Here is a 22055-nt window from a genome sequence, read left to right as displayed (position 1 = left end):
TCATTTAATATAAATATAAAGTTCACCGTTGGGATTAACATTATTCATCACCCAGTTATCGTCATAGTCCATGGAAAGAGCCACGGGATATGGACTGAATAAATAGTACCACCTTGTTATGGTATGTTTTCTCCATTCAAGCATGAATCCGAATAGAGTAAGGAATACATAGGTTTTAAAAAGAACTTTCAGTTTAGACATTCCCGCATATTTCATTAAGAAAAAGATGCCGTAATAATAGAAATATGCCATCACTCTACCATTTACGGCAAAAAATGCGGAAGTAAATGCCGTCAGCAGAAATAAATTATACACCAAAGATGTCTGTTTTGTTATAGGAACATTCTTGCAGAAAATAGCAAAAAACAATATATTGCAAGTGTAATGTCCTATCGTAGGAAGCCAAAAAAATATATTATGCCCCTCAAGATATTCGGTAGAAGCGTATTCTCCCTCTGTATAACTAACAAGATAATCATTTAATTCTCCTAAAGGAAGAACGGAAACCAATAATCCAAACGATTGCGAAACAAAAAAAAGAATTCCAAAAACCAAATAGAAAATGGGCTTATGCCTTACATACAATCCAACCTCTGCCAGCAGAATGAGTGGTATCACCATCATGACACCAAAATGAAAGAAAAAGGCAATTAATAACAGCCCTATGTCAATAAAACGTTTTTCGTTCAGCACATAGTGTCTGAAAATGTAATAACTTACTAAAGATGCTGCAAAAGAGCTTCTCAATCCTACTGCAACAGCAGCGTAGGGAATTATAAAAATCACGAACCATAAAAACACACAGCGGTCTCTATCGTTCGGCTTCATGCTTTTGCAATAGCTATTATAGGCATTTAAGAAGAGCATTGTAGTGCTCGCAACAAGCAAGAACCTCAAAAATCCAAAAGAGATACCATATTTTATAAAAATAAATTCCAACAATGGTAATAGGAAATCCACTTTTATGTTCACTCCCAAAAAGAACAAGAAATCGTTCCACTCAAACAGCTTTATGTCTTGAAAGTTTACCCAATGCCTATACAAATCTGCTACGGGAGGATAAAGCAACATGGCGCATAAACCCATAAACAATGAAAAAAGAAGATACATATTCTTCTTTTGCCGATAGCAGCCATTTATCACCATGGGCATGGCCAGTACAGGGCAGCAAAAAAAAGCCACCCACACAAACCAATCAGTTCGGATTAAGCTCCTCAATTTCAAATTGTCCATATACATTCAATAATTCCGGATGACATTTAAACCCAAGAAGATGTTTTTTACATTCCTTCGGGAATGAAAAGATAGAAGTACTATTAATTGTATATGCATCGGTAAAGTACAAACCTATCAAAGAAAACAACTCCGCCGGCATTTTTTTTGAATATACCATTACATCGGGAAACATTCCTCTGTAATCCATAGTATCTCTGGGATGTGTCTTGATTACTACATCTTCTGCATTGTATTGATTAATTATACCTTGATATATCTCTCTCATCACTTCGTCACCCACACCTTGATTGAAAGGTTGTGCCAGTATAATCACCTTCTTTTCGCGAAGTTTTTCTATTTCCTCCTTATTAAAGCTGAACATATCAAGAATATAATCTTTATAATCACACGTTTCCCATAACTTCCTGATATCGACAAGTATAGCTTTTTCTTTGAGACAAGCAGGAATAGATCCCATAGCACCGGTAAGAACAACTTGTGAAGCATATTTAGAATTACCATACTCACCATAACACATGCTGGAGCCAAACAGCAATCTGTATAACCACTTGTGCTTCATCGTTGACGGTCTTACTAAAGCGCTTTCTATATAGTTTGCCAGACCATCTTCAATAACCACCATAGAGCGTTTGCGCAACAGAGCCGGAGTGTACCACAGGTGATCTTGACCAAAAATCGGGAGCGTACACAGAAAAGGCCATTTCATATAGGCTGTACATTTTAACCAAAAGCGGCATAATACTCTCAACACAAACGGCTGTGAGGTCATTTTCACATAAGAGAGAAATTCCTTATACTTGAGTTTACTCTGAAATTCAGACGAGAATGCATCTGATATAAAAAAGAAAGTCTTGTCAAATTGTTCCTTTCCATATACCAGCATATAAATGAGCATGGTATACGTTGAATCAACAAAACATACAGCTTTCAAATCTTTATATTTCTTCATCTTTATTCTTATTTAGATTTATTATTCTATTCATATTGTGACGTAATCACCTCACGTATTTATTAATTAATCCTTTAGCTCTAAAAACCACCATCGCCACCATAAGGGCTTTAAGGAAAACATAGAGCAGACAGGTATAGTAAAGGCTGTATCTGGTAAACAGCATTGACAGTCCTAAATGGAGAACAGAGCAACTGAATGTTATGAACATCAAATCCTTGGTTCTATCATAGTAGAAAAGATAGTTGGTATAAAGAAAATATATACACTGAAAATATCCGGAAATGCCTAATAAATAAAAATAAGGCAAGGAAGATGAATACTTGGGCAACAAAATAGGGATAATGACTGAACAACCTACAAAAACGATGACAGCCCCAATTGTATAAATAACAAAGATATCCCTTGTTTGGCGTTTCAGCCGCAACCACCTGTCATTCGCTTCCGAAGACAATATTTGATAGATTGACACAGAATTTGTCTGATTAAATGCCGCCCCAATCATATCTATGATATTCGAAAGATTGAGTGCAAAACTGAAGATTCCAACTTCGGCAAGGGTATAATAGTAATTGATGATATATCTGTCACCGCCTTGCTTAATCCAACTCGTAGCCAAGTGTGGAATTAAAGGAATGCCCCACATCAAGATAGGCTTTACCTGAAGCCACGAAAGTCCCTTGAAAATAAATAGGCGATAGCGAAAACACACATAAAAAGCTACAAGTCCATAGAGTACTCCGCAAGCAAGCTGTGCATAGATACGTCCCACCCATCCCTGCTTCAAAGCAACAACAAACAGCATAGTTACAGCGAAATTTACAACGGCAAAGCTGCAACTCACCAAACCAAAAGAAGTCAGTTTCTCACGGATGCGATAATAGTCGAGTACAATTTGAAAATAGCAGTTCATCACAGAAATGACTAATGCAAACCAAAGATAATGTATCGGCAATTCTAACACTTCCGCAACAAAAGTATTACCCAACAGAAGCAAAAAAGCGAAAAACGTAGCTACCGCAAAAGTGATTAGGAAGATGAGAGTATAGTCTTGCTTAAATTTCTTTTCATCCTTTTTAAAGAAAGAAATAGTTATGTAACCATGCGTTGAGAGAGAAACAACAAACCCCAAAAAAGAAATGATGGTGTTGAATAAGCTCAAAGTACCATAATCTGAAGGAGCAATATAATTGGCCAGAATAATCAGTAACAAAAAGCTTGCACCCTGATTAAAAAAAGAGAAAAAAGAGAACAAAGCTCCTTTAAGCAGAAGCTTGTTGCCTAATAAACAATTTAAAAACATTATTTTTATTCAGCAGCAGTGCTACGCAATCCTCTCCACCTTTTCCACACTATCACCGGCAATATGCTCAGTGATACGGTAAGTATTATCGTCAGTGTAGCGCAGATGTATTTATTGCCCACAAAATCCAGCAACATTCCATGTGGAAAGAATGCGAAAACAAACATCTGAAGGAGAAAAATCTCGAAGGAATATTTCCCCATCAGACCTATAAACTCTTTTAGTTTAGTACTCAAACGATTATAACAGAATTTCAGAAAGAAAAGGAACAAAGAGGCTACATAGAAGTAGCATATCCAATGATATATCTTCCAGTCTGTCTGAAAAAATAAAGGTTCGAAATTAATTGAGGTATAAGCGAACATCAAAATAAACGCTATACTGACCACAGAAAGCAGCAATCTAATATTATCCAAGAGAATACCTTTCTCCACCCACATATATCCCAAATAAATCAAAAAGAAATACCGGAAAAATAAAAGCCTGTAAAGCATCTCAGGTATGTGGATATATATGCATACCAACTCCCAAAGGCAGCTTAACGCAATCATCAGCAAGCATATTTTACCCCCCCTACAACTTTATTTAACAATTTGATTATCAATGCAATAATAGGCAACAACAACGCAAACTGTATGTATATCCACACATAGTAGGAACCAGGACCTATACCGCCACCAATAATAACAGTCTTCATCACCTGCAAAGGATCTCTTTGCAATACCACTACCAGCAAAAATACCTCAAAAAGCAGTAAGAGAAGAAAAGGCTTGAAAATCCTATTAAACAGCTTAACCAAATTAGGCATTTTCACAGCCTCGTCCACTCCATGCTTATAGGCATGAAAGACCTGTATCAATAGGAACAAAGGCACTGCTTGGTCTCCCCAAAGAGGAAACAAGATATATTCTGTGTGTGGCAGACAGTGTGCCAACACTACCAAGAAGATACAGACTCCTTTGAGATAATCTATGAAAGGGTCATATCCCTCCTTTTGTAATGTAATGGGTAGCATTCGTTTTATATTTGTAAGCACTCAATTTAAGGTATCCCCCTTAATTAAGGCACTTTTCAGTGCCCTAAACCGGTAAGTTCTCTCCTGCTTCCCTGAAGGGACATCAGGCATATCGCCAAATGCTTATGGAATATTATCACCGGGAAGAGTACCGTCAAAAACTGATAACCTTCGACCTGAACGAAAAGACGCTCAAAATCACTGCTACTAATACATACTTCTATTTAGGTCGATGACAGCAGCAAAGGTCGAAATCTTTAGAATAGAAAACAAAACGGCATTTTTGGACGCTTACTTTTATATCCAATTTATTGGCAATCTATTCAACAACACACTCATGCCGTTCGCCAAAGTTCTTTTTTCCCTATACACATAGGAAAATACTTCACAAGTAGTAGAGTAAGGAAGTAACTTACCACTATAATCAAAGGAAACTCAAAACACAACACAGCCGCCCAACTATTGGGGACTATGTGTAATACTTTGACTACGGGTATCTGTGCAAAAGGGAACATTGCCAAATGGACACCGAATATTACAATGGAATTTCTTCCAAAAAACAAAAAAGGCCTATCAAAAACCAAATACCGCCTACTCCTAAAGGATTGGGTTCAAGAGCATCTATTGGTATAACAGTAAAGAGTTTGGCAAGTCCTATAAATTTATCCAAAATAGAAAATTCAAATAGGCCTTCAAACAGATAGCGTACACACTGCACCAAAAGTTGCAAAGTTATTCCGAATAACCAAAAGAACACAAAGGGTACTAAAAGTGTATTCACTTTCTTGATAAAAAAGTCCTTAAAACAACTCCGTTGTCTGAAAAACAATCCGGATACCAAGAAAAAAAGAGGTAATCGTAAAGGAGCATTTATCGCAACTCCGGTCAAATCGAAATGATAAAGTACCACCCAAAGTACTGAAAAACCTTTTATCGCATCTATGTAATCTATACGTTTTGTTGCCATTGAATTTAATATAAATTATTCCTTACATAAGCACAATATCTATAAAAATATTACATTGGGGACGTCAACAATTAGCATCCCCAGCTGATATGCAAATTAAACCTTCTCTTACTCTCTCTTTCTCACCTTCAGCCATCCCTCCAGCCACTCATTCACCATCTGCCTGATTTCATCATCCTCCAAATCCATGGAGTAGTAATAAAAAAGTGACTGATAAGCACTTAATCTCACATCCAGCCCTTTTTTATTTTTCCATACGTAGTTGTACAAATATGGGCTTCTTTGGCAAGAGTATTAATATTCAAGTCTTTCTCTTTACGCCATTTCTCAAATAAAGCACCCAGTATAGGGTGGTCACTGTTTACATTCATCGTCGTCTTGTATTATGTTATCAGAATTAAAAAAGTACATGTTATTAAACGTTATTTTAGGTTTCTCACATTTAAAATATTTTCCATATACAGAAAATATTTAATGAGAAAAGAGCCCTAACTTCGCACAAAATCTTTAAAACAACAAAATGGAAAATCTATTCAAAATGTCACTTTTCATGCCGCCCATATCACCGATAAAAGACGAAAACACCGGAAAAACCGTAAAAAGTGCCACACTCACCCCATTCAGGACAATGAGCATTGACGAAGTACACCGTCTTATCACCTCCGACCAGAGACTTGCCGAACTGACACTCGCCATAAGAAATGCCGCAGCACAAGGAGACGAAACTACCGCACGATTCCTCAAACAACAGACACTACCCTACGTCACTCCCTGCGGCGTATTCACCCGACGACGAAGCGACTGCCTCACGGAATCCTCCGGCCTGGTTGTAGTCGATATCGACCACCTTGAATCCGCAGAAGAAACGGAAAACTTACGGCAACAACTATTCGATGACCCCTATCTATGCCCTGCGCTGGTGTTCATCAGCCCCACCGGACGGGGCGTAAAAGCGTTTGTTCCCTGTCTTCACGGACAGAATCCTGCAGAAGGAATACAATGGGCCATGAACTACGTCCACTGCATGTATGACACCGAAAACACACAACCCGGAAAAGGAGTGGACACTTCGGGGAAAGACCTCGTACGTGCCTGTTTCCTCTGCCATGACCCGAAGGCACTGCTCAGAGAAGTTGTGAATTTCGAATGATGAGTCATTGCAAATCACCGACTACAAATTACTAATTATAAATTACCAAATCCGATGGAACCACTATCTTCATTGCACCTTCTGGCCGAAGCAGTCAGAAATGCAGGAGCAGACATTGCTCCAACCTATCAAGAATATATACAACTGGCATTTGCCATTGCCACCGACTGCGGAGAAGCAGGACGGCATGATTTTTTAAGTCTGTGCAGCCTGTCGTCCAAGTACGACCAACGGGCAGCCGACAAACTCTTCAGCAATGCCCTGAAGACCGGCCGTAACGACGTGCATCTAGGAACCGCCTTTCATCTGGCCGAGCTTTGCGGCGTGAAGATTCAGCATGAAGCCGCACCCGCCATTGGTACACTTGGTACACAAAGTTCACCCCTCTCTTCTACCTCACACACACGCGCACGCGAGGAAGAGTCCGCATCGGGCATTGAACCACTGTCTCCATTACCCACTTTCGACGAACACCTCCACTGGCCTTATCCCCTGAATCGCATCATGAGCTGCGGAACCTCCCTCGCCCAATACGATGTACTGCTACTGGGTGCCATCACCGTATTGGGTGCCAGTATGGGAAAACACGTCCGATGTTCCTATGGAGGAAAAATGATGTCCCCCTGCCTGCAAACCTTTGTAGTAGCCCTACCTGCATCCGGCAAAGGAGTGCTCTCCTTGGTACGCCTGCTTGCCGAGCCCATTCACGATGAAATACGTGGGCAGGTAGACGAAAGCATGGCATGTTACCGCCGCGAAAAAGCAAAATACGACACACTGGGCAAGGAACGTGGAAAAACGGAGACTCCCGTAATGCCTCTCAACAAGATGTTCCTCATCTCGGGCAACAACACCGGAACCGGCATCCTGCAAAACCTGATGGACTCCGACGGTACCGGACTGATATGCGAAAGCGAAGCCGACACCATCTCCACCGCCATCGGTTCGGAATACGGACACTGGAGCGACACCATGCGCAAAGCCTTCGACCACGACCGACTGTCCTACAACCGGCGCACCGACCACGAATACCGAGAGGTAAAGAAAACTTATCTTTCCGTACTTCTGTCAGGCACCCCCTCACAAGTGAAACCACTGATTCCCACTGCTGAGAACGGGCTCTTTTCTCGCCAGGTATTCTACTACATGCCTGCCATACATCATTGGCAAAACCAGTTCGACCGCAATGACAGCGATCTTGAAGATACCTTCAAGGCTCTGGGCATGGAATGGAAGGACAAACTGAAAACCATTGTCATGAACGGAATATTCACCCTTCACCTTACGGACGGACAGAAAGATGAATTCAACCGGCTCTTCTCCCGGCTTTTCGTACGCTCCGGACTAGCCAACGGAAACGAGATGTCAAGCAGCGTGGCACGTCTGGCCATCAACATCTGCCGCATCATGGAAGTGGTGGCCATGCTCCGCGCAATGGAACAAGGGGAAATCACCGCCTCGCCTTACGTGTCGCCCGACCCTCACACAGCCACAGACAATCTGAAAGACCACATTGTCAGCCGATGGAATCTCCTCATTGCTTCCGCTGACTTTCATGCCGTACTCTCACTGGCCGAAAGCCTTTACCGGCATACCACCCATATCCTCTCCTTCCTGCCCAACACCGAAGTGACAAGCCGCGGCAATGCCGACCGGGATGCGCTGGTAGACAGCATGGAAGAAGAATTCACACGGGCCTCTTTCCTGCAGAAAGCCGGAGAGATGGGCATCAAATCGGAAACCGCCTCCACCTGGCTCAAACGTATGCAGAAACACGGGCTGGTGGAAAATGTAGATGGCAAGGGAAACTACCGGAAACCCAAAGTCTGACATTCACTTCGCTTCACGCACGCGTATGTGTGTGAGACGAAAGGATGGATGAACCTCTGTACCAAGTGTACCAACCTGACCTTTACGCCATCCAACCTCAGGTTTAAGGCTCTCCAAGTGCAGCCACTATCAGCTGCACTTGGGCAGGCGTATAAGAGCGGGAACGGGAAGAACCGCCCAAAGCGGAAAGTCCGTCACGCAAATCGGGACAAAGGTCTATCCAGTGTTTCAGTTTGCGGAAGGCAGCCTCCGGACAAAGATTGGGACAATAGATTTGGGCCAATTCGGTACGCCCGTATGTACGTATGACAAAAGAATCCATAGTTGACAGTTACGATTTATATTTCATCAAAAGTAACTATAAATCATGACATTATCAAACTTACAAGCGTAAATAACCGACTAAAACAGACCCAAACAGACGAGAACCTGCAAAAACCGACAAACGCCCGTATCCACAGCCTTATCTTTGCATCGTTGAGTTCAACACAGCAAATGTTTTTATCCTTTAACTTCTAAATTTTAATTGTATGATTCGTTACAAAAAGTATCAAGTGACGGGCGAAGACAGCCCACTGAAAGGCCTCAGGTATGCACGCCCCGTAATCGAAGAAACCTTCGACATCGAAAAATTGGCCAAGCACATGTCCAATCACAACACCCCCTATTCGAGTGGTGTCATCAAGGGAGTACTGGCAGACATGGTTTCCTGCACCAAAGAATTGATTCTGGACGGCAAGAACGTGAAACTGGATGACCTTGCCATCTTCTCCGTAGGAATCGTCAGCAAGAAAGGGGCGCAATCCGCTGCCGACTTCTCGCTGGCCAACAACGTGAAGGGGCTGAAGCTCCGCGCCCGTGCCACCGGCGAACTGAGTAATGCCCAAATCAACCTGGATGGACAGCTGAAAGAATCTTCCCTGTACACCGTAGGTGGAAAAGCTCCCGATGGCAGTGGTTCCGACGGCGGTTCCGGAGGAAGTGACGGCAATCAGGGCGAGAATCCGTTAGGATGAGAATAATTACAAATTACTAATTATCAATTACCAATCATCATGAGTGAAGACAAAAAGTCAAAATCCGTATGGGGCATTGTCCTCAAAGTAATCATCACCGTAGCTACCGCCATAGCGGGAGCTTTAGGTCTGGGCGCTTGCAAATAGCCATGCGTACGATTACCCTGCTCATTATTCATTGCTCAGCCACGCCTCAAGGCGTGGCCCTGGGCTTTGAGGATTGCCGCCGCGACCACATCCACCACCGCGGCTTCCGTGACATCGGCTATCATTTCTATCTGACCCGCAACGGCGAAATACACCGCGGCCGCCCGTTGGAAAAAATAGGTGCGCATTGCCTCAATCACAACCGCCATTCTATCGGCATCTGTTATGAAGGAGGACTGGATGCTGCAAGTTTTCCTGCCGATACCCGTACATTGGAACAGAAGGCTTCGTTACTGGCACTGCTACGTGAGTTGAAGCGTATCTTTCCACGGGCGCTGATTGTGGGGCACCATGACTTGAATCCGACGAAAGCGTGTCCGTGCTTCGATGCGGAAAGGGAGTATAGGGGGCTCTAAAAGGCTCCCTTCTTCATTCTACCATCCGCACTATCTGAAATGCCTCGGCCAAGTGTTTGCCTACGGTATAGCCGCGAAACCGGGCAAGGGCTTTCAATGCCTCCGAAGAGCGCGGATGCGGAAAAGCACGGCTCTCAAACTCATAGGCCGCCATGGCAGCACATTTTGCTTTCAAATCATCCTCCGAAATCTCCATATAGAAATTGGCTGTGAAATGGCGTGGGTCGCAAGTAGCCTGCCACTCACTGGCTGATGGGGTCTCGAATGTAAAAATAGCCTTCACCGGTTCGTCCTCCATAGGGCGTGTGGCAGTCATCACTGCTTGAAAAGTCATCTGATGGTCAATATTAAGGTCGCCACCATGGTGGGTAAAGATAAAGTCCGGACGAAACTGTTCCTTCTCATGCTCCACTACCTTTACGATATCAAGCAGTGCATGGCTGTCAAAACGGTTGTCGGAAAAATTATATGCCTGCACGCTGTGATAGCCTATCAACTGCCGCGCCGTCTCCACATTCTGATGATGCCTTTCCAAGACTTCCTTCCACTGCTCCGTGTCACGGGTATCTGAGCGTGAAGTAATCCCCTCTCCCAAAATGATGACCCGGGTCTGTACTCCTTGTGCCTTGACTAGTTTGTGCATGGTAGCGCCTAGGCCCAGCAGTTCATCATCGGGATGGGCGGCAACAACCATGATACGTTTATTTGTAAATAGAGACATAAATATATTACTGAACGTACTCCATTTTCATTGGAGTACCACGTTTGACATCACGATTGACAGTTCTACCTAGAAGTTCATCCAAATATCGCGGATGCAATCCTTGCCCTGGCCGAATAGAGCGTAAGTTATTAGCCGTAAGCGTTTCGCCGGCTTTCACATCCTCAACAATAAACAAAGAACGAGCGAAACCTCTATTGAACCGTGCATGTTCGTTTAGTTCATATTGTACAGTGCCTAAAGCCTTTTCTGTATTACGGATTTCATCTACCATCGTCTTGAACTCATCCGGCTCCATTGAGAAAGCAGCATCAGGGCCTCCCATTGCCCTACTTAAAATGAAGTGCTTTTCCACAATCTTTGCTCCTAATGCCACAGCGGCAACAGCAACAGAGTGTCCCATAGAGTGATCTGAAAGGCCTGCCACAACTTTAAAGCGCTTGGTCATATCGGGAATTGTCAAAACATTAGCTTCTTCTAAAGGAGTGGGATAAGAAGATGTACACTTCAGAAGAGCAATCTGATTATTACCCTCGCTACGGCAAATATCAATGGCTTCTTGTATGTCAGTCATCTCGGCAATTCCTGTAGAAATAAGAATAGGCCTGCCTTTTGAGGCCATTCTGCGAACAAGAGCTGTATCTGTAATCTCGAAACTTGCAACTTTATAAGCAGGAACGTTCATCTTTTCCAGAAAATCAACTCCTTCCAAATCTGATGGTGCTGAAAAGAACTCCATATCCAAATCATGGGCAACTTTCTGCAATTTGGGCAACCACTCCCAAGGCGTGTATGTTTCCTTATAGAGTTTGTTCAATGTCTTCCCGTCCCACAAAGTGCCTCCACCAATTTGAAAATATTCATTATCACAATCAATGGTAATACCTCCGTCTGGATTGTCATTCTGTACTTTTACAACATCGGCACCTGCCTTTTTCATTGCCTCGATGGTACGGACAGCAATATCAAAGCTCTGCAAATGATTACAAGACAGTTCTGCCAAAACCAGCGTTCTGTCCAGTTTATCAAAATTGATTTCTACCATATCTATATCTATGCAAATATACTATATTTAGAATTTGATGAGTTCTCCTTCAGAGTTAGTAAAATACTCCAAGTATCTACGTTTCATACGGGTGCCAAACTGAGGCGAGACATGGGGCAATGGTTCGCCTAACAATTGTTTAATGCGGAGATAAGGCAAATTTACTCCACCTGCTGCAATTACAGATACCGTAGCCGTCAAACGAGGATTAATATCCATTAAAACTGCCGTTCCATCTGCACTGCGCATAAAGTCAAAACCCACATTACCATCCATGTGCATTAAGCGCACCACATCGCTACATATTTTATAAGCTTGCCTGTCATAAGCCAATACGCTTTCCTGTGCAATACTCATAAGGCTAACGACATTTTCACGGCCTACCTGATAGATTACAGTACCCTTATGAGCCAAAAGGTCAACTGTGTATTCATTACCTGGCATGAACTCCACCAACATAAGCTCATCCAGCACATCCACTTCTTTCAAAATGCTCAGCATATCATCGTAAGAAGTATAGAAACTGTTGGGCTTCTCATGGGCGAATAGCTGATAACGGGACTTGTTCGCATCAATAATTCTTACACCACGGCTTCCACTACCATTGACTATTTTTAGGCATACAGGTTTTTGGGGATAACCCATATACTTACACCCTTCAACAAAGTCATTGACTGTATGGACTGGATAATATTCAGGCACCGGTATCCCTGCCTCTGCAAGCATTTGGTATGTCTTAAGCTTGTTATTTGCCACATCTACAGAATTGCTGTTGGAAACCGACAAAGTGACCCCTATCCGCTTGAAATCGTCCCATCGTTTCACCAATGCACTCACTTCCGCCGAAACTCCCGGGAAATAGATATCTACATGTTCTTTCTTGCAAATATCGAGCAATATGTTACAATAATCAGGATGAGTAGCTGCAGGTACATGATAAAAAGCGTCAACCATATACCTGGCAGAAGGTTCATCAGACATATCCACACCTACTACCCTAATTTTACGTTCTCCATTATTTTTGAAGCAAGCTATGATGCCGGGAATAGATGGTGAGCCACTGGCGGAAATTAATACTGTGAGGTCTTTCATTGCTTCTCTGTTATAAAAGTGTTGAACACATCATCAAAAGTTTCTGCCCGTTTGATTACCTTAATCGTGCCATCTTGCGAATAACACAACATTTGGCAATCCGGTTGGATAAACGGTGGTTTTGATACGATTGAATAGCCCCCCACATTACCAAAGAGCAAAATGTCACTTACAGAAACTGGTTCCTTAAAGTCATGATATAAACAATCTTGTTCCAAACAAGTGTATCCCATAATATCTGTGATTCCCGAACTATAATTCGCATTGACAGAACCTGCAGAATGGACCACTCGATAAGGCACTTCCTTGAACTTGCAAATTTCACCGGCATTGTAATAGCAACTGTCCACGGTTACAAATTGTTTACCTCTAATAGACTTGATATTATCCACACGGGTTGCCAGTGATATAAACTTTGATATGAGGGTAGTACCCGGTTCTGAAAACAGAATAGGTTTCTTTTCTGAACCAGAAAAGAACTGCGCCATAGTTCCAGCCACTACGCGGGCGTAATCATCATAAGTCGGAACATGATCCCCAAACTGAATAGCGAGAGAAGGATCCATTTGTCCGAACATACCACTTCCAACGTCAACGTAGTCTACGGCTCCGTCAAAATAGTTAGAGATGACATCCAATAAACCGTCAATTCTATTTTGCCAAGCCTCTAATCCCCGTGCACGACTTATATGGCAGTGTACACCGCTCAAAACGACATTGCCGCATGCCTTTAGATAATCAATCGTACGTCGGAAAGATTCACTGTCTTTTTCCAGACCAAAACGTGAAATGTATCCAGCACCAATATCCATGTTAACACGAATACCGACCCTTATAATCTTGTTTGAATGAATGCGGGATATTTCAATGACACGTAAAGCTTCATCCTCACTGTCTATATTAGATATGCCCCCATTAAGAATATGCTCCTCCATACAACGGCCTTTACAAGGTCCGTTATAAATAATCTGACTGTCCGGATAGCCCAATCTTTTTGCTAAAGTATATTCCATATCGGACACAACCTCGGCATATCCCCCCATCTGTTTAACTAAATTACATATGTAGGGGGTATAGTTGGTCTTATAAGAGTAAGAAGGAATATAGTTATCGTAAACAGCACGGAAAGAGTCACATAATGATTGGAAGTTTTCACAAAAATCTTTTTCATGAAACAAATAGAATGGGGTTCCATAATCATGGACTAATCTTAGGATTTCACTATCCAATGCACTTTTCGTATCGGGATCCTTGGTATAAAACGGAAAATCTAACAGATATTTATTCATAAAAACAGTTTAAAATTTCAATACGGTTCCCGCCCAACTTAATCCTACCCCGAATCCGGTCACCATCACGTTCATACCTTCATGTACTAGCCCACAGTCGAGACAATCTTTTAGACCAATCATAACAGTAGAAGATACAGTGTTACCTGTAGTGTCCAGATTCATATAGAACTGGTCTTTGGGCAACACACACACCTTGCGAATAGTATTAAGCATAAACTTATTAGCCTGATGAAAAATGTAATAATTCACCTCTTCCTTACTTAGGTTATTCTTTGTCAAAACATCCTTCATCAAAGCAGGAACAGCTTCAAGTGTAAAGTTAAAGATGGCACCACCATTCATATAGAGGTAATCTTCATAAGCCGTATGCCCTTCGTCATCAGTCATAGAAACACCCGTAGATTGCCTCTGACGCGATGCTCCTGTCTTCACAATCAGATGCTCAGCCCCACTGCCATCAGTACCCATTGAGAATTCACCAATTTCTGCCATCCCCTCAGTAGATACCAAACAAGCAGCTGCACCATCGCCAAAGATGGAACGGTTGCTCTTATCTGACGGATGCAGATATTTGTTATAAGTTTCAGCGGTCAATAATAATACATTACTAGCAATGCCAGCCGCTATCAGCCCTTTTGCCACTGCCAAACCATAAACACAACCCGAGCAACCTAGATTATAGTCGAACGCACCAATGTTGGTACGCAAACCTAATTTGTGTTGCAAGATACAAGCCGTCGATGGCAGGAAGTAATCCGGACTTTGGGTACAGAGTAACAAAAAATCAATATTCTGCGGGTCGATATGATGCTCACTGAATAATTGGTAGGCAGCCTTTTCGGCCATATCACCAGCTGTTTCGTCTTCAGCAGCCAGATGACGGGAGTTCACACCTACTTTCGCAGCTACTTTATCTATACTCCACTCGGGAAATTCAGAAACTAATTCTTCGTTAGTCACTACCTTAACTGGCAAGTAGTATGAAATCGCCTTAATATATGCCTTCATAATTATAATTTATTACAAATTACTCTCCCCCCCCGTCAAATCGACATTCGTTCCTGTCATCCATGCAGATGCCTCGGACAGCAGATAAATGGCAAGATTTGCCACATCCTCGGGTTGGCCGTAACGTTTTAAAGGATATTGCTGTTCAGCTTCTTGCAAGTCCTCTTTAGTTAGTCCTCCTTTTAGAATCAAATCTGTCCACACCATAGCAGGACAGATGCAATTCACACGAATCTGCCGGGAGGCCAATTCAAGTGCCAAACATTTGGCATAGGAAATGAGCGCACCTTTTGATGCACTATAGATAGCATTGCCAATACTGGGTGAAAAAGCTGCACGCGAAGCTATGAACACAATGGAAGATGCTTTTTTTATTTTCTTGGCACGAAGTAACTCAGCTTGCAGTAAAGCGATAGACTTGAAATTAATATCCATCACCTCGTCCACATCGTTTTCGGTAATAAGTTTGCAAAGCTGACGTTGGCCGATACCCGCAGCATAGACCACTCCGTCCAAAGCAGGTAACTGGTTCACCAATATTTGTCGTTCTCCAATAAGAGCAAGGTCAACTATGATTGATTTATGTCCATTACCAACTAAAGCCTCTGCAGTAGCGGCAAGCCTTTCTTCATTACGCCCTGTAAGCACAATCGTAGCACCCATTTTAGCACAAGCTTCGGCTATGCCACGCCCAATACCAGAAGAAGCTCCAGTCACCAAAATGGTTTTTCCTGAAAGAGAGAAAGGGTTAAATACTTCTGTCATTATCATTTAGCAGCCACTAAATTAAACAGCTCTTCCACTGTGTTGCAAGAACGAATTTCCTTGCCTGTGAGTGTCTTACCATATTCTGTTTTTACAAAAGCTATTATAGCCATAGCAGTCAATGAAGACCATTCATCTAATTCTTGAAATTGCGTATTAGCCTGAATTTCTGATGCGTCTGTGTCATCGAACTGATTAACAAAGCCATTAATGAAGTTTTCTATTTTCATTTTTTACAAATTTTATATATTCCACAATCGTTTTTTCGTAGTTTGAATCAAAATCTTCAGGTGTAAGACTATCACACACATAATAAAGTTTCTTCATACTGCAAATTGATTCTATTGTTTTAGAGGAAGTAAACTGACAGCCTAAAAAAACATCAATTAAATAGGCTTGTACATTATCCGCATCGACCGAACCGTAGAATCGTTTAAACTGTAATATATGAAAGTAAAAATAGAAACACTCTTTTACAAAAGAAAACCCATCGCCATAAGTTCCAGGGATTGCATAATAGCCTAATTCACCACAATCCTCATCTTTTTTTATTGATGTAACATATGTAACACCAATGGGATCACCATCAGGATCGTAAACTAACCAATAATAAGCATCAGCTCTATTGTGAAGGCTTGCTACATAAGCCAAATGATTATCCAATGGAATAATCTCATTGGAATACATCCATTTCCTTACATCAACATGATTACGCCAAAAAAGAATTTTCTTTAACGTGTCCATATCTAAATTGATAAAGTTACGAAACCTGTAACCATGCGAACTATAATCTACATTTCTATCTATTTCTATCATTCATAAAAAACATTATTCAAAAATATTCTTTGTGACAGTGTCTTTGTACCTTTCACTTCTACTATTAATCCAAATAATTTACCTCTCCCATACCTAATAAAATAATAAATCTAAATCTTAAGAACGTACATTCCTAAGGTAATAACCGTCTTGTAAGTTATGAAATAGCTGGCAATAGTTTTGACGAATGTCTTTCCCTATAGATGCGCAAGGAACCGTTGATGCATTAAGAGCATCCATATCTATATAGGGGTGCTCCACATTACCCAAACCGATTACCCATCCTTTAGCAGTGACAAGATTATAGAAATCCATCTGATTATCTACAAACCACCCTGCCGCTACTTTTGTATTACAAAACAAAGCCTCAATGCACACTGTACTTGCTGAACAAATAACGAGATCTGACTGCCTAAACAAATCAGCCATTTGTTCAGCTGAAAGGCCTGAACAATATGTAAGGCGTCTATCTTGTGATATAGGGTGGATTGGTTTATAGGCATCACCTACAACTGCGGTTATTGATTTAACATTTTTGCTCTCAAGAAGATTACTTGCATAGTAACCGGTTGCATCAAAATCATCACAACCGCCAAATGTAATAGTAACTTTTTCTATACTCCCTATAGTATGACAACGTTGTTCTTTTACAGCTTCGATAAACGGATGACGGAGCAACGCCCAATCAACCCCCAAACAGAGTTTGGTATAGGGCTCTACATCAAACAAGGATTCATCCGTTAACCCATGGTTTATCACAACATCAGCCACATAATGCTTGTCGTGCATATCATCCACACACACCAGACAGCATCCCTTTTCTTTAATGGTACGCTGGTAATCAGTAGTAAAGAAATAGTTGTCAAGTACCACAATTTCGTCACCTTGCAAAAGGGAAAGGAACTCATCATAATGTGATTCTTCCTGTAAGGGGATGAAAGGACATACCTTCTCCATCTCACTCACCTGATAAGGGGTAGGATGGCAAGTAAAGAAGGTACAATCAAAATCGTCCTTCAGCATATCGGCCAAAGCCAGAGTACGAATAAAGTGACCGTAGCCGATGGCAGCACTTGCATCGGCACGGAGATAGATTTTCTGCATTACATCATTTATGAAGCAACTCATACTTCATCTCTGCCAATGCCCAGTCAGTCTGTGTATCAAGGTCCTGCACTTCAAGTTCGGAAAGTACCAACCCGGCTGTATTCTCACCCCAAAAAGTCCGGCTCTCCACAAAGGGAGCAGTGCGAGAGAAATAGAACTGACCGGCATCGTGATAAATCGGTTCTAAATCTTGGGAACGTGCATTTTTGTATTCGGGATAAACCATACTAATTTTTCCATCCACGATGTGAAGGCTGCGCTGTATAGGATAGGAATAAGCCACACAAGTGAAAACGGAATCTATCTCCGAATTCATTTTTCCGTATGCTTCCCGGAGTCTTTCGGGAGTGACAAAAGGAGCCGTTGAGTAAATGCAACAAACCGTTTCAAACTCCCTGCCTTGCTCTTTATACTTCCTCAGTACTTCAAGAATTACATCATCAGTACCGGCATAGTCATTTGACATCTCGGCACTCCGCATAAAAGGAACTTTGGCACCATATTTACAAGCTATTCCGGCAATCTCCTCATCATCGGTAGAAACCATCACCTCCTCAAAAAGACCGCTTTGTAAAGCTGCCTCTATGGAATATGCAATGATAGGTTTACCCATAAAGGGCTTGATATTCTTACGCGGAATACGTTTACTGCCGCCACGTGCAGGAATGATTGCTATATTTTTCATTTCTCTACAAATTCTATAACCTTTTCAATCACATACTCCTGTTCCTCGTCCGTCAACGTGGGATACATCGGAAGACTCAGACAATGTTCGTAATACTCTTCTACTATAGGTAAATCGCCTTTCCTATTTCCCCACTGCTGATAGTAAGGCATCAGATGAAGCGGAGCATAATGAACCTGCGCATAGACATTGTTCTCGTGCAGATAATTATAAAGGCCCAAGCGGTCAGCTACTTGAATGATATAAAGGTGATAAGCATGATAGACATCGGCAGCATTGAACGGAGTCTTGATACCATCTATTCCGGAAAACGCTTCATTATAGCGTCTTACGATTTCATGGCGGCGTTCAAGACCTGCTTTCGCACGCTCCAGCTGAGAAATACCCAAGGCAGCCTGAAAATCAGTCAGACGGTAATTATACCCTAACTCCTGCATCTCGTAATACCAGCCACCATGATGCTCGTGCAATAAAGCAGGGTCTTTCGTAATGCCATGCGTACGGTAAAGACAAAGCTTGTCATAGAGCTCCTTGCTGTTGGTGGTCACCATGCCTCCCTCACCCGTAGCGATATGTTTCACGGGATGGAAAGAGAATACGGCACAGTCGGCAAAACAACCGTTACCACAATGTTGTTTCTTGCCTTTACTGTCCATGAAATAGCCGCCGGGAGCATGGCAGGCATCCTCGATAATCCACAAACCGTACTCGTCGGCAAGCTTTCTGAACTCTTCCAGATCCAAAGGATAGCCTGCAAAATCAACCGGAACAATACCTTTGTAAGTACCGCGGGGAGAAGCTTTAAGCATGGCTTCGAGTTTACGGATATCCATGAGGTAAGTATCCTTGTCAATATCACAGAATACCACCTCGCCGCCACAATAGCGGATGCAGTTGGCACTGGCAGCAAAGGTCATGGGAGTGACAATCACCTTGTCACCCGGCTTTACATTCAGTGCGGTAGCTGCAAGATGAAGCCCCGAAGTAGCATTGTTCACCGCTACGGCATATTGTGCACCTACATATTCGGCAAATTTCGTTTCAAATTCCCTGATTTTGGGACCTTGTGTCAGGTAATCGCTTTTCAGGGTATCGATGACTGCCCGGATGTCCTCATCTGTGATATGCTGACGACCGTATGGAATAGGCTTGCTTATCATTTCACCTCGAAATTAGGGTCAACGTATTTCTTGATATTCTCGCGCATAGTCTCTACTGTCTCCCACTCCGTATTGTTGTCACTGCTGTAGTGGAAACCGTCGGGAACGGGTACTGCATTGTGATGTCTGATGAACTCTTCGCGACTGTGCTTGAAAGATACGGAAGGAAGAATGACATAATATCTGCCCAAATCGATTGTATCAAGAGCATCGGTTACAGTAATCATCTCCTCGTGCAGTTTCTCTCCCGGACGGATGCCCACTTCCACCTGCGGCAGATTGGGTGCAATGGCGGTAGCCACGTCCTGGATATGATAGGAAGGAATCTTAGGAATAAAGATTTCACCACCCAGGTGATGTCCGATGGCATACATGACCAAAGCGACACCGGCTTCCAGTGAAATGTTGAAACGGGTCATGCGCATATCGGTTATGGGAAGTTCCTTCGCCCCGTTGTCACGCTTGTTGATAAAGAAAGGGATTACGGAACCGCGGGAACCCATCACATTGCCATAACGGACTACGGAGAACCTGATGTCCTTGGAACCGCTGATATTGTTGGCGGCAGTAAACAGCTTGTCGGAAGTGAGCTTGGTGGCGCCATAAAGATTAATGGGGGCACAAGCCTTGTCAGTAGAAAGGGCCACCACATGCTGTACACCGGTGGCAAGAGCAGCCTTTATCACATTCTGCGCACCGTGTACATTGGTTTTGATGCACTCTTCGGGATTGTATTCAGCGGTATCCACCTGCTTGATGGCGGCTGCATGGATAATCACGTCCACTCCTTCGCAAGCCCGCGTCAGGCGTTCGAGGTCACGGACATCACCGATAAAGAAACGCAGTTGCGGATACTTATGACCGGGATATTTCTGTTTCAGCTCAAATTGCTTCAGCTCATCGCGGGAGTAAATAATAATTTTCTTTACTTGCGGATAATCACGGAGAATGGTTTCCACAAACTTCTTTCCGAAGGAACCCGTTCCTCCGGTAATCAATACGGATTTATTGTTAAGCATTATAATGAAAAGTTTTATTCATCGATATATTCCCACGGATAGGGATTGTCTGTCACATTCTGAAACTCATCAACCGCTTCCTGCTGTTCGGGAGTAAGTGATAAGAAATCCCAGGAGGCGATGATGGAACGGCCTTCGTCGGCCAAAGACTCGTCGAACACTTCACCGTAGCAGGCGGTAAGCAGGCGGAGCTTCAGTAAGGAAGCGGGAAGGGCATCGAGCACATCCCAACAACAGTCCAGCACTTTCTGGACATGCCGCTGCTTTTCGCCATGGTCCACAAAAGAGGCGCTGTAACCCATAAGAAGGGCAAGACAGACATTTGCCTGCTCTTCGATGGTAGTGCCTTTTACACCCGACCGGTACAAAGCCATGGTAAGACGGTAGACCTCACCGTTCCGCCGTGACAAGTCATCGCTATAGACGGGACTGCCGTCCATACCCAAATACATCAGTTCGTGCGCAGCACGCTGAAGAGTGATTGCTTCTTCGGAAAGAGACATAAGCAATTATAGAATTAAGAATTAAAAATTAAAGTTCAGCCGATTACTTCTATAAGATCGGGATGGATAGTGGCCATGGCAACAGCTATGACACCTTGTATTTCGATAACCACGCGACGGTCACGTGCACCTTTCACCTTCAGAAACACACCCTCTTGCCCCTCAAATTCACCGCCGGTAATCCGGACTTTGGTGCCTTTGGACAAGTTCAATTCATCCGGTTGAAAATAAAGAAGATGATCATCGTAAGTGCCGGATACGGCAATGAAACGCTGCATCTGACTGTCGGGGACAATAATCTTCTGCCCACTGCGGGTATCGGTGATATATTGCAGATAAGTGACTTGAGATTTTACACGCTGCACATCGGAAGGACGGGCATGGACAAAAAGCAGATTATGAACGACCGGAACCAGAGCACGGACTTTTTTCCCTTTTTTTATACATATCTTGTATTGCATAGGAATGAAACAGCCCAAATTTTCTTTCTTGAGCAGATGCATGGCATCCGGTTCTCTGCGGTAGGTGGCACGCATAGCATACCAGATTTCGACCTCTTTCTCTATTCCCATTTTTATGCTTTTGTTCAGACAAGGGTGTTCTCCTGGGGCTTTGAATCTCTTGCATACACTTGAAATTCAATTACTTGCGGACACTTTATGTAGAATACGACAAGCTTTATGCCCTTCTTGTCAACAGATTTTTTGCAGTCATTCATTACCTAACAGGTAAAATGCTGTAAACGAATCTATTGCAAGCAAAAAGCGTTCAATAGACGTTCGTTTTTTGAACGTCAATATTTAAGAAAACTAA

27 protein-coding genes are annotated in these 22055 nt (G+C 42.7%); 5 read left to right on the top strand and 22 right to left on the bottom strand.

All coding sequences use genetic code 11. From position 1 onward, the window contains the following. From JXR92_RS12050 to JXR92_RS17465, 7 genes are all read right to left on the bottom strand, one after another. On the bottom strand, positions 1–1233 hold the full coding sequence (locus tag JXR92_RS12050) for an EpsG family protein (RefSeq protein ID WP_165491399.1): 1233 nt from the start codon (positions 1231–1233) through the stop codon (positions 1–3). Then, the gene (locus JXR92_RS12045) at positions 1196–2185 is read right to left on the bottom strand and encodes a glycosyltransferase family 52 (protein ID WP_008663378.1); all 990 of its coding nucleotides are present in this window, start codon (positions 2183–2185) and stop codon (positions 1196–1198) included. Before JXR92_RS12045 ends, JXR92_RS12050 begins: the two co-directional genes overlap by 38 nt. 46 nt (positions 2186–2231) lie before the next feature. Then, the gene (locus JXR92_RS12040; RefSeq protein WP_117588790.1) at positions 2232–3488 is read right to left on the bottom strand and encodes a lipopolysaccharide biosynthesis protein; all 1257 of its coding nucleotides are present in this window, start codon (positions 3486–3488) and stop codon (positions 2232–2234) included. Positions 3489–3493: 5 nt separating this feature from the next. Then, positions 3494–3724, bottom strand: a complete 231-nt coding sequence (locus JXR92_RS12035) for a hypothetical protein (protein WP_131226220.1) — start codon at positions 3722–3724, stop codon at positions 3494–3496. A 314-nt stretch (positions 3725–4038) separates the two neighbouring features. After that, a complete protein-coding gene (locus JXR92_RS12030) occupies positions 4039–4503 on the bottom strand; it encodes an acyltransferase family protein (protein ID WP_119961890.1) in 465 nt (154 codons plus the stop codon). Positions 4504–5038: 535 nt separating this feature from the next. Beyond that, positions 5039–5470: an acyltransferase family protein gene (locus tag JXR92_RS12025; RefSeq protein ID WP_119961889.1), complete on the bottom strand. Its 432-nt coding sequence runs from the start codon at positions 5468–5470 to the stop codon at positions 5039–5041. Between the two features lie 108 nt (positions 5471–5578). Continuing rightward, positions 5579–5701 (bottom strand): hypothetical protein, encoded by a 123-nt coding sequence (locus JXR92_RS17465; protein WP_255260470.1) that lies wholly within the window; start codon positions 5699–5701, stop codon positions 5579–5581. Positions 5702–5990: 289 nt separating this feature from the next. Between JXR92_RS17465 and JXR92_RS12020 the strand changes: the two genes are divergently transcribed. Both JXR92_RS12020 and JXR92_RS12015 read left to right on the top strand, forming a co-directional pair. Continuing rightward, complete coding sequence (locus JXR92_RS12020; RefSeq protein ID WP_171030458.1) at positions 5991–6620, top strand: BT4734/BF3469 family protein; 630 nt, start codon at positions 5991–5993, stop codon at positions 6618–6620. A gap of 54 nt (positions 6621–6674) precedes the next feature. Continuing rightward, positions 6675–8450 carry a DUF3987 domain-containing protein gene (locus JXR92_RS12015; RefSeq protein ID WP_009038576.1) on the top strand — a complete coding sequence of 592 codons (1776 nt, stop codon included), beginning with the start codon at positions 6675–6677 and terminating at the stop codon, positions 8448–8450. Between the two features lie 103 nt (positions 8451–8553). Here JXR92_RS12015 and JXR92_RS12010 read toward each other — a convergent pair whose 3' ends face one another. Next, positions 8554–8772: a DUF4248 domain-containing protein gene (locus JXR92_RS12010; RefSeq protein ID WP_138346054.1), complete on the bottom strand. Its 219-nt coding sequence runs from the start codon at positions 8770–8772 to the stop codon at positions 8554–8556. Between the two features lie 208 nt (positions 8773–8980). Between JXR92_RS12010 and JXR92_RS12005 the strand changes: the two genes are divergently transcribed. The 3 genes from JXR92_RS12005 to JXR92_RS11995 are packed head-to-tail and all read left to right on the top strand — an operon-like array spanning position 8981 to position 10029. Beyond that, positions 8981–9466 (top strand): HU family DNA-binding protein, encoded by a 486-nt coding sequence (locus tag JXR92_RS12005; RefSeq protein ID WP_138346056.1) that lies wholly within the window; start codon positions 8981–8983, stop codon positions 9464–9466. Positions 9467–9505: 39 nt separating this feature from the next. Next, positions 9506–9613: a smalltalk protein gene (locus JXR92_RS17575; protein ID WP_005829485.1), complete on the top strand. Its 108-nt coding sequence runs from the start codon at positions 9506–9508 to the stop codon at positions 9611–9613. Positions 9614–9615: 2 nt separating this feature from the next. Then, positions 9616–10029, top strand: coding sequence for an N-acetylmuramoyl-L-alanine amidase (locus JXR92_RS11995; protein ID WP_035457976.1), 414 nt, complete (start codon positions 9616–9618; stop codon positions 10027–10029). Positions 10030–10042: 13 nt separating this feature from the next. On the opposite strand, the gene JXR92_RS11990 is transcribed toward JXR92_RS11995, so the two are convergent. The 14 genes from JXR92_RS11990 to JXR92_RS11925 form a co-directional block, all read right to left on the bottom strand. Continuing rightward, positions 10043–10750, bottom strand: a complete 708-nt coding sequence (locus tag JXR92_RS11990; protein ID WP_212746042.1) for a PIG-L deacetylase family protein — start codon at positions 10748–10750, stop codon at positions 10043–10045. 7 nt (positions 10751–10757) lie between these two features. Continuing rightward, entirely contained in the window at positions 10758–11795 is a 1038-nt protein-coding gene (pseI, locus tag JXR92_RS11985) for a pseudaminic acid synthase (protein WP_016273592.1), read from the bottom strand. A gap of 27 nt (positions 11796–11822) precedes the next feature. After that, the gene (locus JXR92_RS11980; protein ID WP_117599509.1) at positions 11823–12887 is read right to left on the bottom strand and encodes an ATP-grasp domain-containing protein; all 1065 of its coding nucleotides are present in this window, start codon (positions 12885–12887) and stop codon (positions 11823–11825) included. Beyond that, complete coding sequence (locus JXR92_RS11975; RefSeq protein ID WP_117599508.1) at positions 12884–14176, bottom strand: type III PLP-dependent enzyme domain-containing protein; 1293 nt, start codon at positions 14174–14176, stop codon at positions 12884–12886. The genes JXR92_RS11980 and JXR92_RS11975 overlap by 4 nt, the downstream gene beginning before the upstream one ends. 9 nt (positions 14177–14185) lie before the next feature. Next, positions 14186–15187, bottom strand: a complete 1002-nt coding sequence (locus tag JXR92_RS11970; protein WP_117599507.1) for a 3-oxoacyl-ACP synthase III family protein — start codon at positions 15185–15187, stop codon at positions 14186–14188. 12 nt (positions 15188–15199) lie between these two features. Continuing rightward, on the bottom strand, positions 15200–15952 hold the full coding sequence (locus tag JXR92_RS11965; protein WP_131226153.1) for an SDR family NAD(P)-dependent oxidoreductase: 753 nt from the start codon (positions 15950–15952) through the stop codon (positions 15200–15202). Positions 15953–15954: 2 nt separating this feature from the next. After that, positions 15955–16182, bottom strand: coding sequence for an acyl carrier protein (locus tag JXR92_RS11960; protein ID WP_117599505.1), 228 nt, complete (start codon positions 16180–16182; stop codon positions 15955–15957). Beyond that, positions 16160–16768, bottom strand: a complete 609-nt coding sequence (locus tag JXR92_RS11955; protein ID WP_131226152.1) for a GNAT family N-acetyltransferase — start codon at positions 16766–16768, stop codon at positions 16160–16162. The genes JXR92_RS11960 and JXR92_RS11955 overlap by 23 nt, the downstream gene beginning before the upstream one ends. 117 nt (positions 16769–16885) lie before the next feature. Continuing rightward, positions 16886–17872, bottom strand: coding sequence for a PseG/SpsG family protein (locus JXR92_RS11950; RefSeq protein WP_226791159.1), 987 nt, complete (start codon positions 17870–17872; stop codon positions 16886–16888). A 4-nt stretch (positions 17873–17876) separates the two neighbouring features. Next, on the bottom strand, positions 17877–18560 hold the full coding sequence (pseF, locus tag JXR92_RS11945; protein ID WP_005829500.1) for a pseudaminic acid cytidylyltransferase: 684 nt from the start codon (positions 18558–18560) through the stop codon (positions 17877–17879). Continuing rightward, positions 18557–19720 carry a UDP-4-amino-4,6-dideoxy-N-acetyl-beta-L-altrosamine transaminase gene (gene pseC / locus JXR92_RS11940; RefSeq protein WP_117599502.1) on the bottom strand — a complete coding sequence of 388 codons (1164 nt, stop codon included), beginning with the start codon at positions 19718–19720 and terminating at the stop codon, positions 18557–18559. The genes pseF and pseC overlap by 4 nt, the downstream gene beginning before the upstream one ends. Continuing rightward, positions 19717–20739 carry a UDP-N-acetylglucosamine 4,6-dehydratase (inverting) gene (pseB, locus tag JXR92_RS11935; RefSeq protein ID WP_005836599.1) on the bottom strand — a complete coding sequence of 341 codons (1023 nt, stop codon included), beginning with the start codon at positions 20737–20739 and terminating at the stop codon, positions 19717–19719. Before pseB ends, pseC begins: the two co-directional genes overlap by 4 nt. Before the next feature lie 14 nt (positions 20740–20753). After that, positions 20754–21242 (bottom strand): UpxZ family transcription anti-terminator antagonist, encoded by a 489-nt coding sequence (locus JXR92_RS11930; protein ID WP_117599501.1) that lies wholly within the window; start codon positions 21240–21242, stop codon positions 20754–20756. Between the two features lie 35 nt (positions 21243–21277). Continuing rightward, the gene (locus tag JXR92_RS11925) at positions 21278–21814 is read right to left on the bottom strand and encodes a UpxY family transcription antiterminator (RefSeq protein WP_008663335.1); all 537 of its coding nucleotides are present in this window, start codon (positions 21812–21814) and stop codon (positions 21278–21280) included. Positions 21815–22055: the final 241 nt, after the last annotated feature.

Origin of the sequence: Bacteroides parvus, from assembly GCF_017309675.2 — a bacterium.
Lineage (GTDB): Bacteria > Bacteroidota > Bacteroidia > Bacteroidales > Bacteroidaceae > Bacteroides > Bacteroides uniformis.
This window is presented reverse-complemented; position numbering and strand designations above follow the sequence as displayed.

Bases quoted from the DNA above. Each gene is read 5' to 3' on its own strand.
- JXR92_RS11990 (WP_212746042.1), bottom strand. From the start codon at position 10,750: ATGTCTCTATTTACAAATAAACGTATCATGGTTGTTGCCGCCCATCCC.
- pseB (WP_005836599.1), bottom strand. From the start codon at position 20,739: ATGCTTAACAATAAATCCGTATTGATTACCGGAGGAACGGGTTCCTTC.
- JXR92_RS11955 (WP_131226152.1), bottom strand. From the start codon at position 16,768: ATGATAGAAATAGATAGAAATGTAGATTATAGTTCGCATGGTTACAGG.
- JXR92_RS11965 (WP_131226153.1), bottom strand. From the start codon at position 15,952: ATGACAGAAGTATTTAACCCTTTCTCTCTTTCAGGAAAAACCATTTTG.
- JXR92_RS17575 (WP_005829485.1), top strand. From the start codon at position 9,506: ATGAGTGAAGACAAAAAGTCAAAATCCGTATGGGGCATTGTCCTCAAA.
- JXR92_RS11975 (WP_117599508.1), bottom strand. From the start codon at position 14,176: ATGAATAAATATCTGTTAGATTTTCCGTTTTATACCAAGGATCCCGAT.
- JXR92_RS11980 (WP_117599509.1), bottom strand. From the start codon at position 12,887: ATGAAAGACCTCACAGTATTAATTTCCGCCAGTGGCTCACCATCTATT.
- JXR92_RS12045 (WP_008663378.1), bottom strand. From the start codon at position 2,185: ATGAAGAAATATAAAGATTTGAAAGCTGTATGTTTTGTTGATTCAACG.
- JXR92_RS12030 (WP_119961890.1), bottom strand. From the start codon at position 4,503: ATGCTACCCATTACATTACAAAAGGAGGGATATGACCCTTTCATAGAT.
- JXR92_RS11925 (WP_008663335.1), bottom strand. From the start codon at position 21,814: ATGGGAATAGAGAAAGAGGTCGAAATCTGGTATGCTATGCGTGCCACC.
- JXR92_RS11960 (WP_117599505.1), bottom strand. From the start codon at position 16,182: ATGAAAATAGAAAACTTCATTAATGGCTTTGTTAATCAGTTCGATGAC.
- JXR92_RS12050 (WP_165491399.1), bottom strand. From the start codon at position 1,233: ATGGACAATTTGAAATTGAGGAGCTTAATCCGAACTGATTGGTTTGTG.
- JXR92_RS12040 (WP_117588790.1), bottom strand. From the start codon at position 3,488: ATGTTTTTAAATTGTTTATTAGGCAACAAGCTTCTGCTTAAAGGAGCT.
- JXR92_RS12010 (WP_138346054.1), bottom strand. From the start codon at position 8,772: ATGGATTCTTTTGTCATACGTACATACGGGCGTACCGAATTGGCCCAA.
- JXR92_RS12025 (WP_119961889.1), bottom strand. From the start codon at position 5,470: ATGGCAACAAAACGTATAGATTACATAGATGCGATAAAAGGTTTTTCA.
- JXR92_RS11995 (WP_035457976.1), top strand. From the start codon at position 9,616: ATGCGTACGATTACCCTGCTCATTATTCATTGCTCAGCCACGCCTCAA.
- pseI (WP_016273592.1), bottom strand. From the start codon at position 11,795: ATGGTAGAAATCAATTTTGATAAACTGGACAGAACGCTGGTTTTGGCA.
- JXR92_RS11970 (WP_117599507.1), bottom strand. From the start codon at position 15,187: ATGAAGGCATATATTAAGGCGATTTCATACTACTTGCCAGTTAAGGTA.
- JXR92_RS12020 (WP_171030458.1), top strand. From the start codon at position 5,991: ATGGAAAATCTATTCAAAATGTCACTTTTCATGCCGCCCATATCACCG.
- pseF (WP_005829500.1), bottom strand. From the start codon at position 18,560: ATGAAAAATATAGCAATCATTCCTGCACGTGGCGGCAGTAAACGTATT.
- JXR92_RS11930 (WP_117599501.1), bottom strand. From the start codon at position 21,242: ATGTCTCTTTCCGAAGAAGCAATCACTCTTCAGCGTGCTGCGCACGAA.
- JXR92_RS12015 (WP_009038576.1), top strand. From the start codon at position 6,675: ATGGAACCACTATCTTCATTGCACCTTCTGGCCGAAGCAGTCAGAAAT.
- pseC (WP_117599502.1), bottom strand. From the start codon at position 19,720: ATGATAAGCAAGCCTATTCCATACGGTCGTCAGCATATCACAGATGAG.
- JXR92_RS12005 (WP_138346056.1), top strand. From the start codon at position 8,981: ATGATTCGTTACAAAAAGTATCAAGTGACGGGCGAAGACAGCCCACTG.
- JXR92_RS11950 (WP_226791159.1), bottom strand. From the start codon at position 17,872: ATGCAGAAAATCTATCTCCGTGCCGATGCAAGTGCTGCCATCGGCTAC.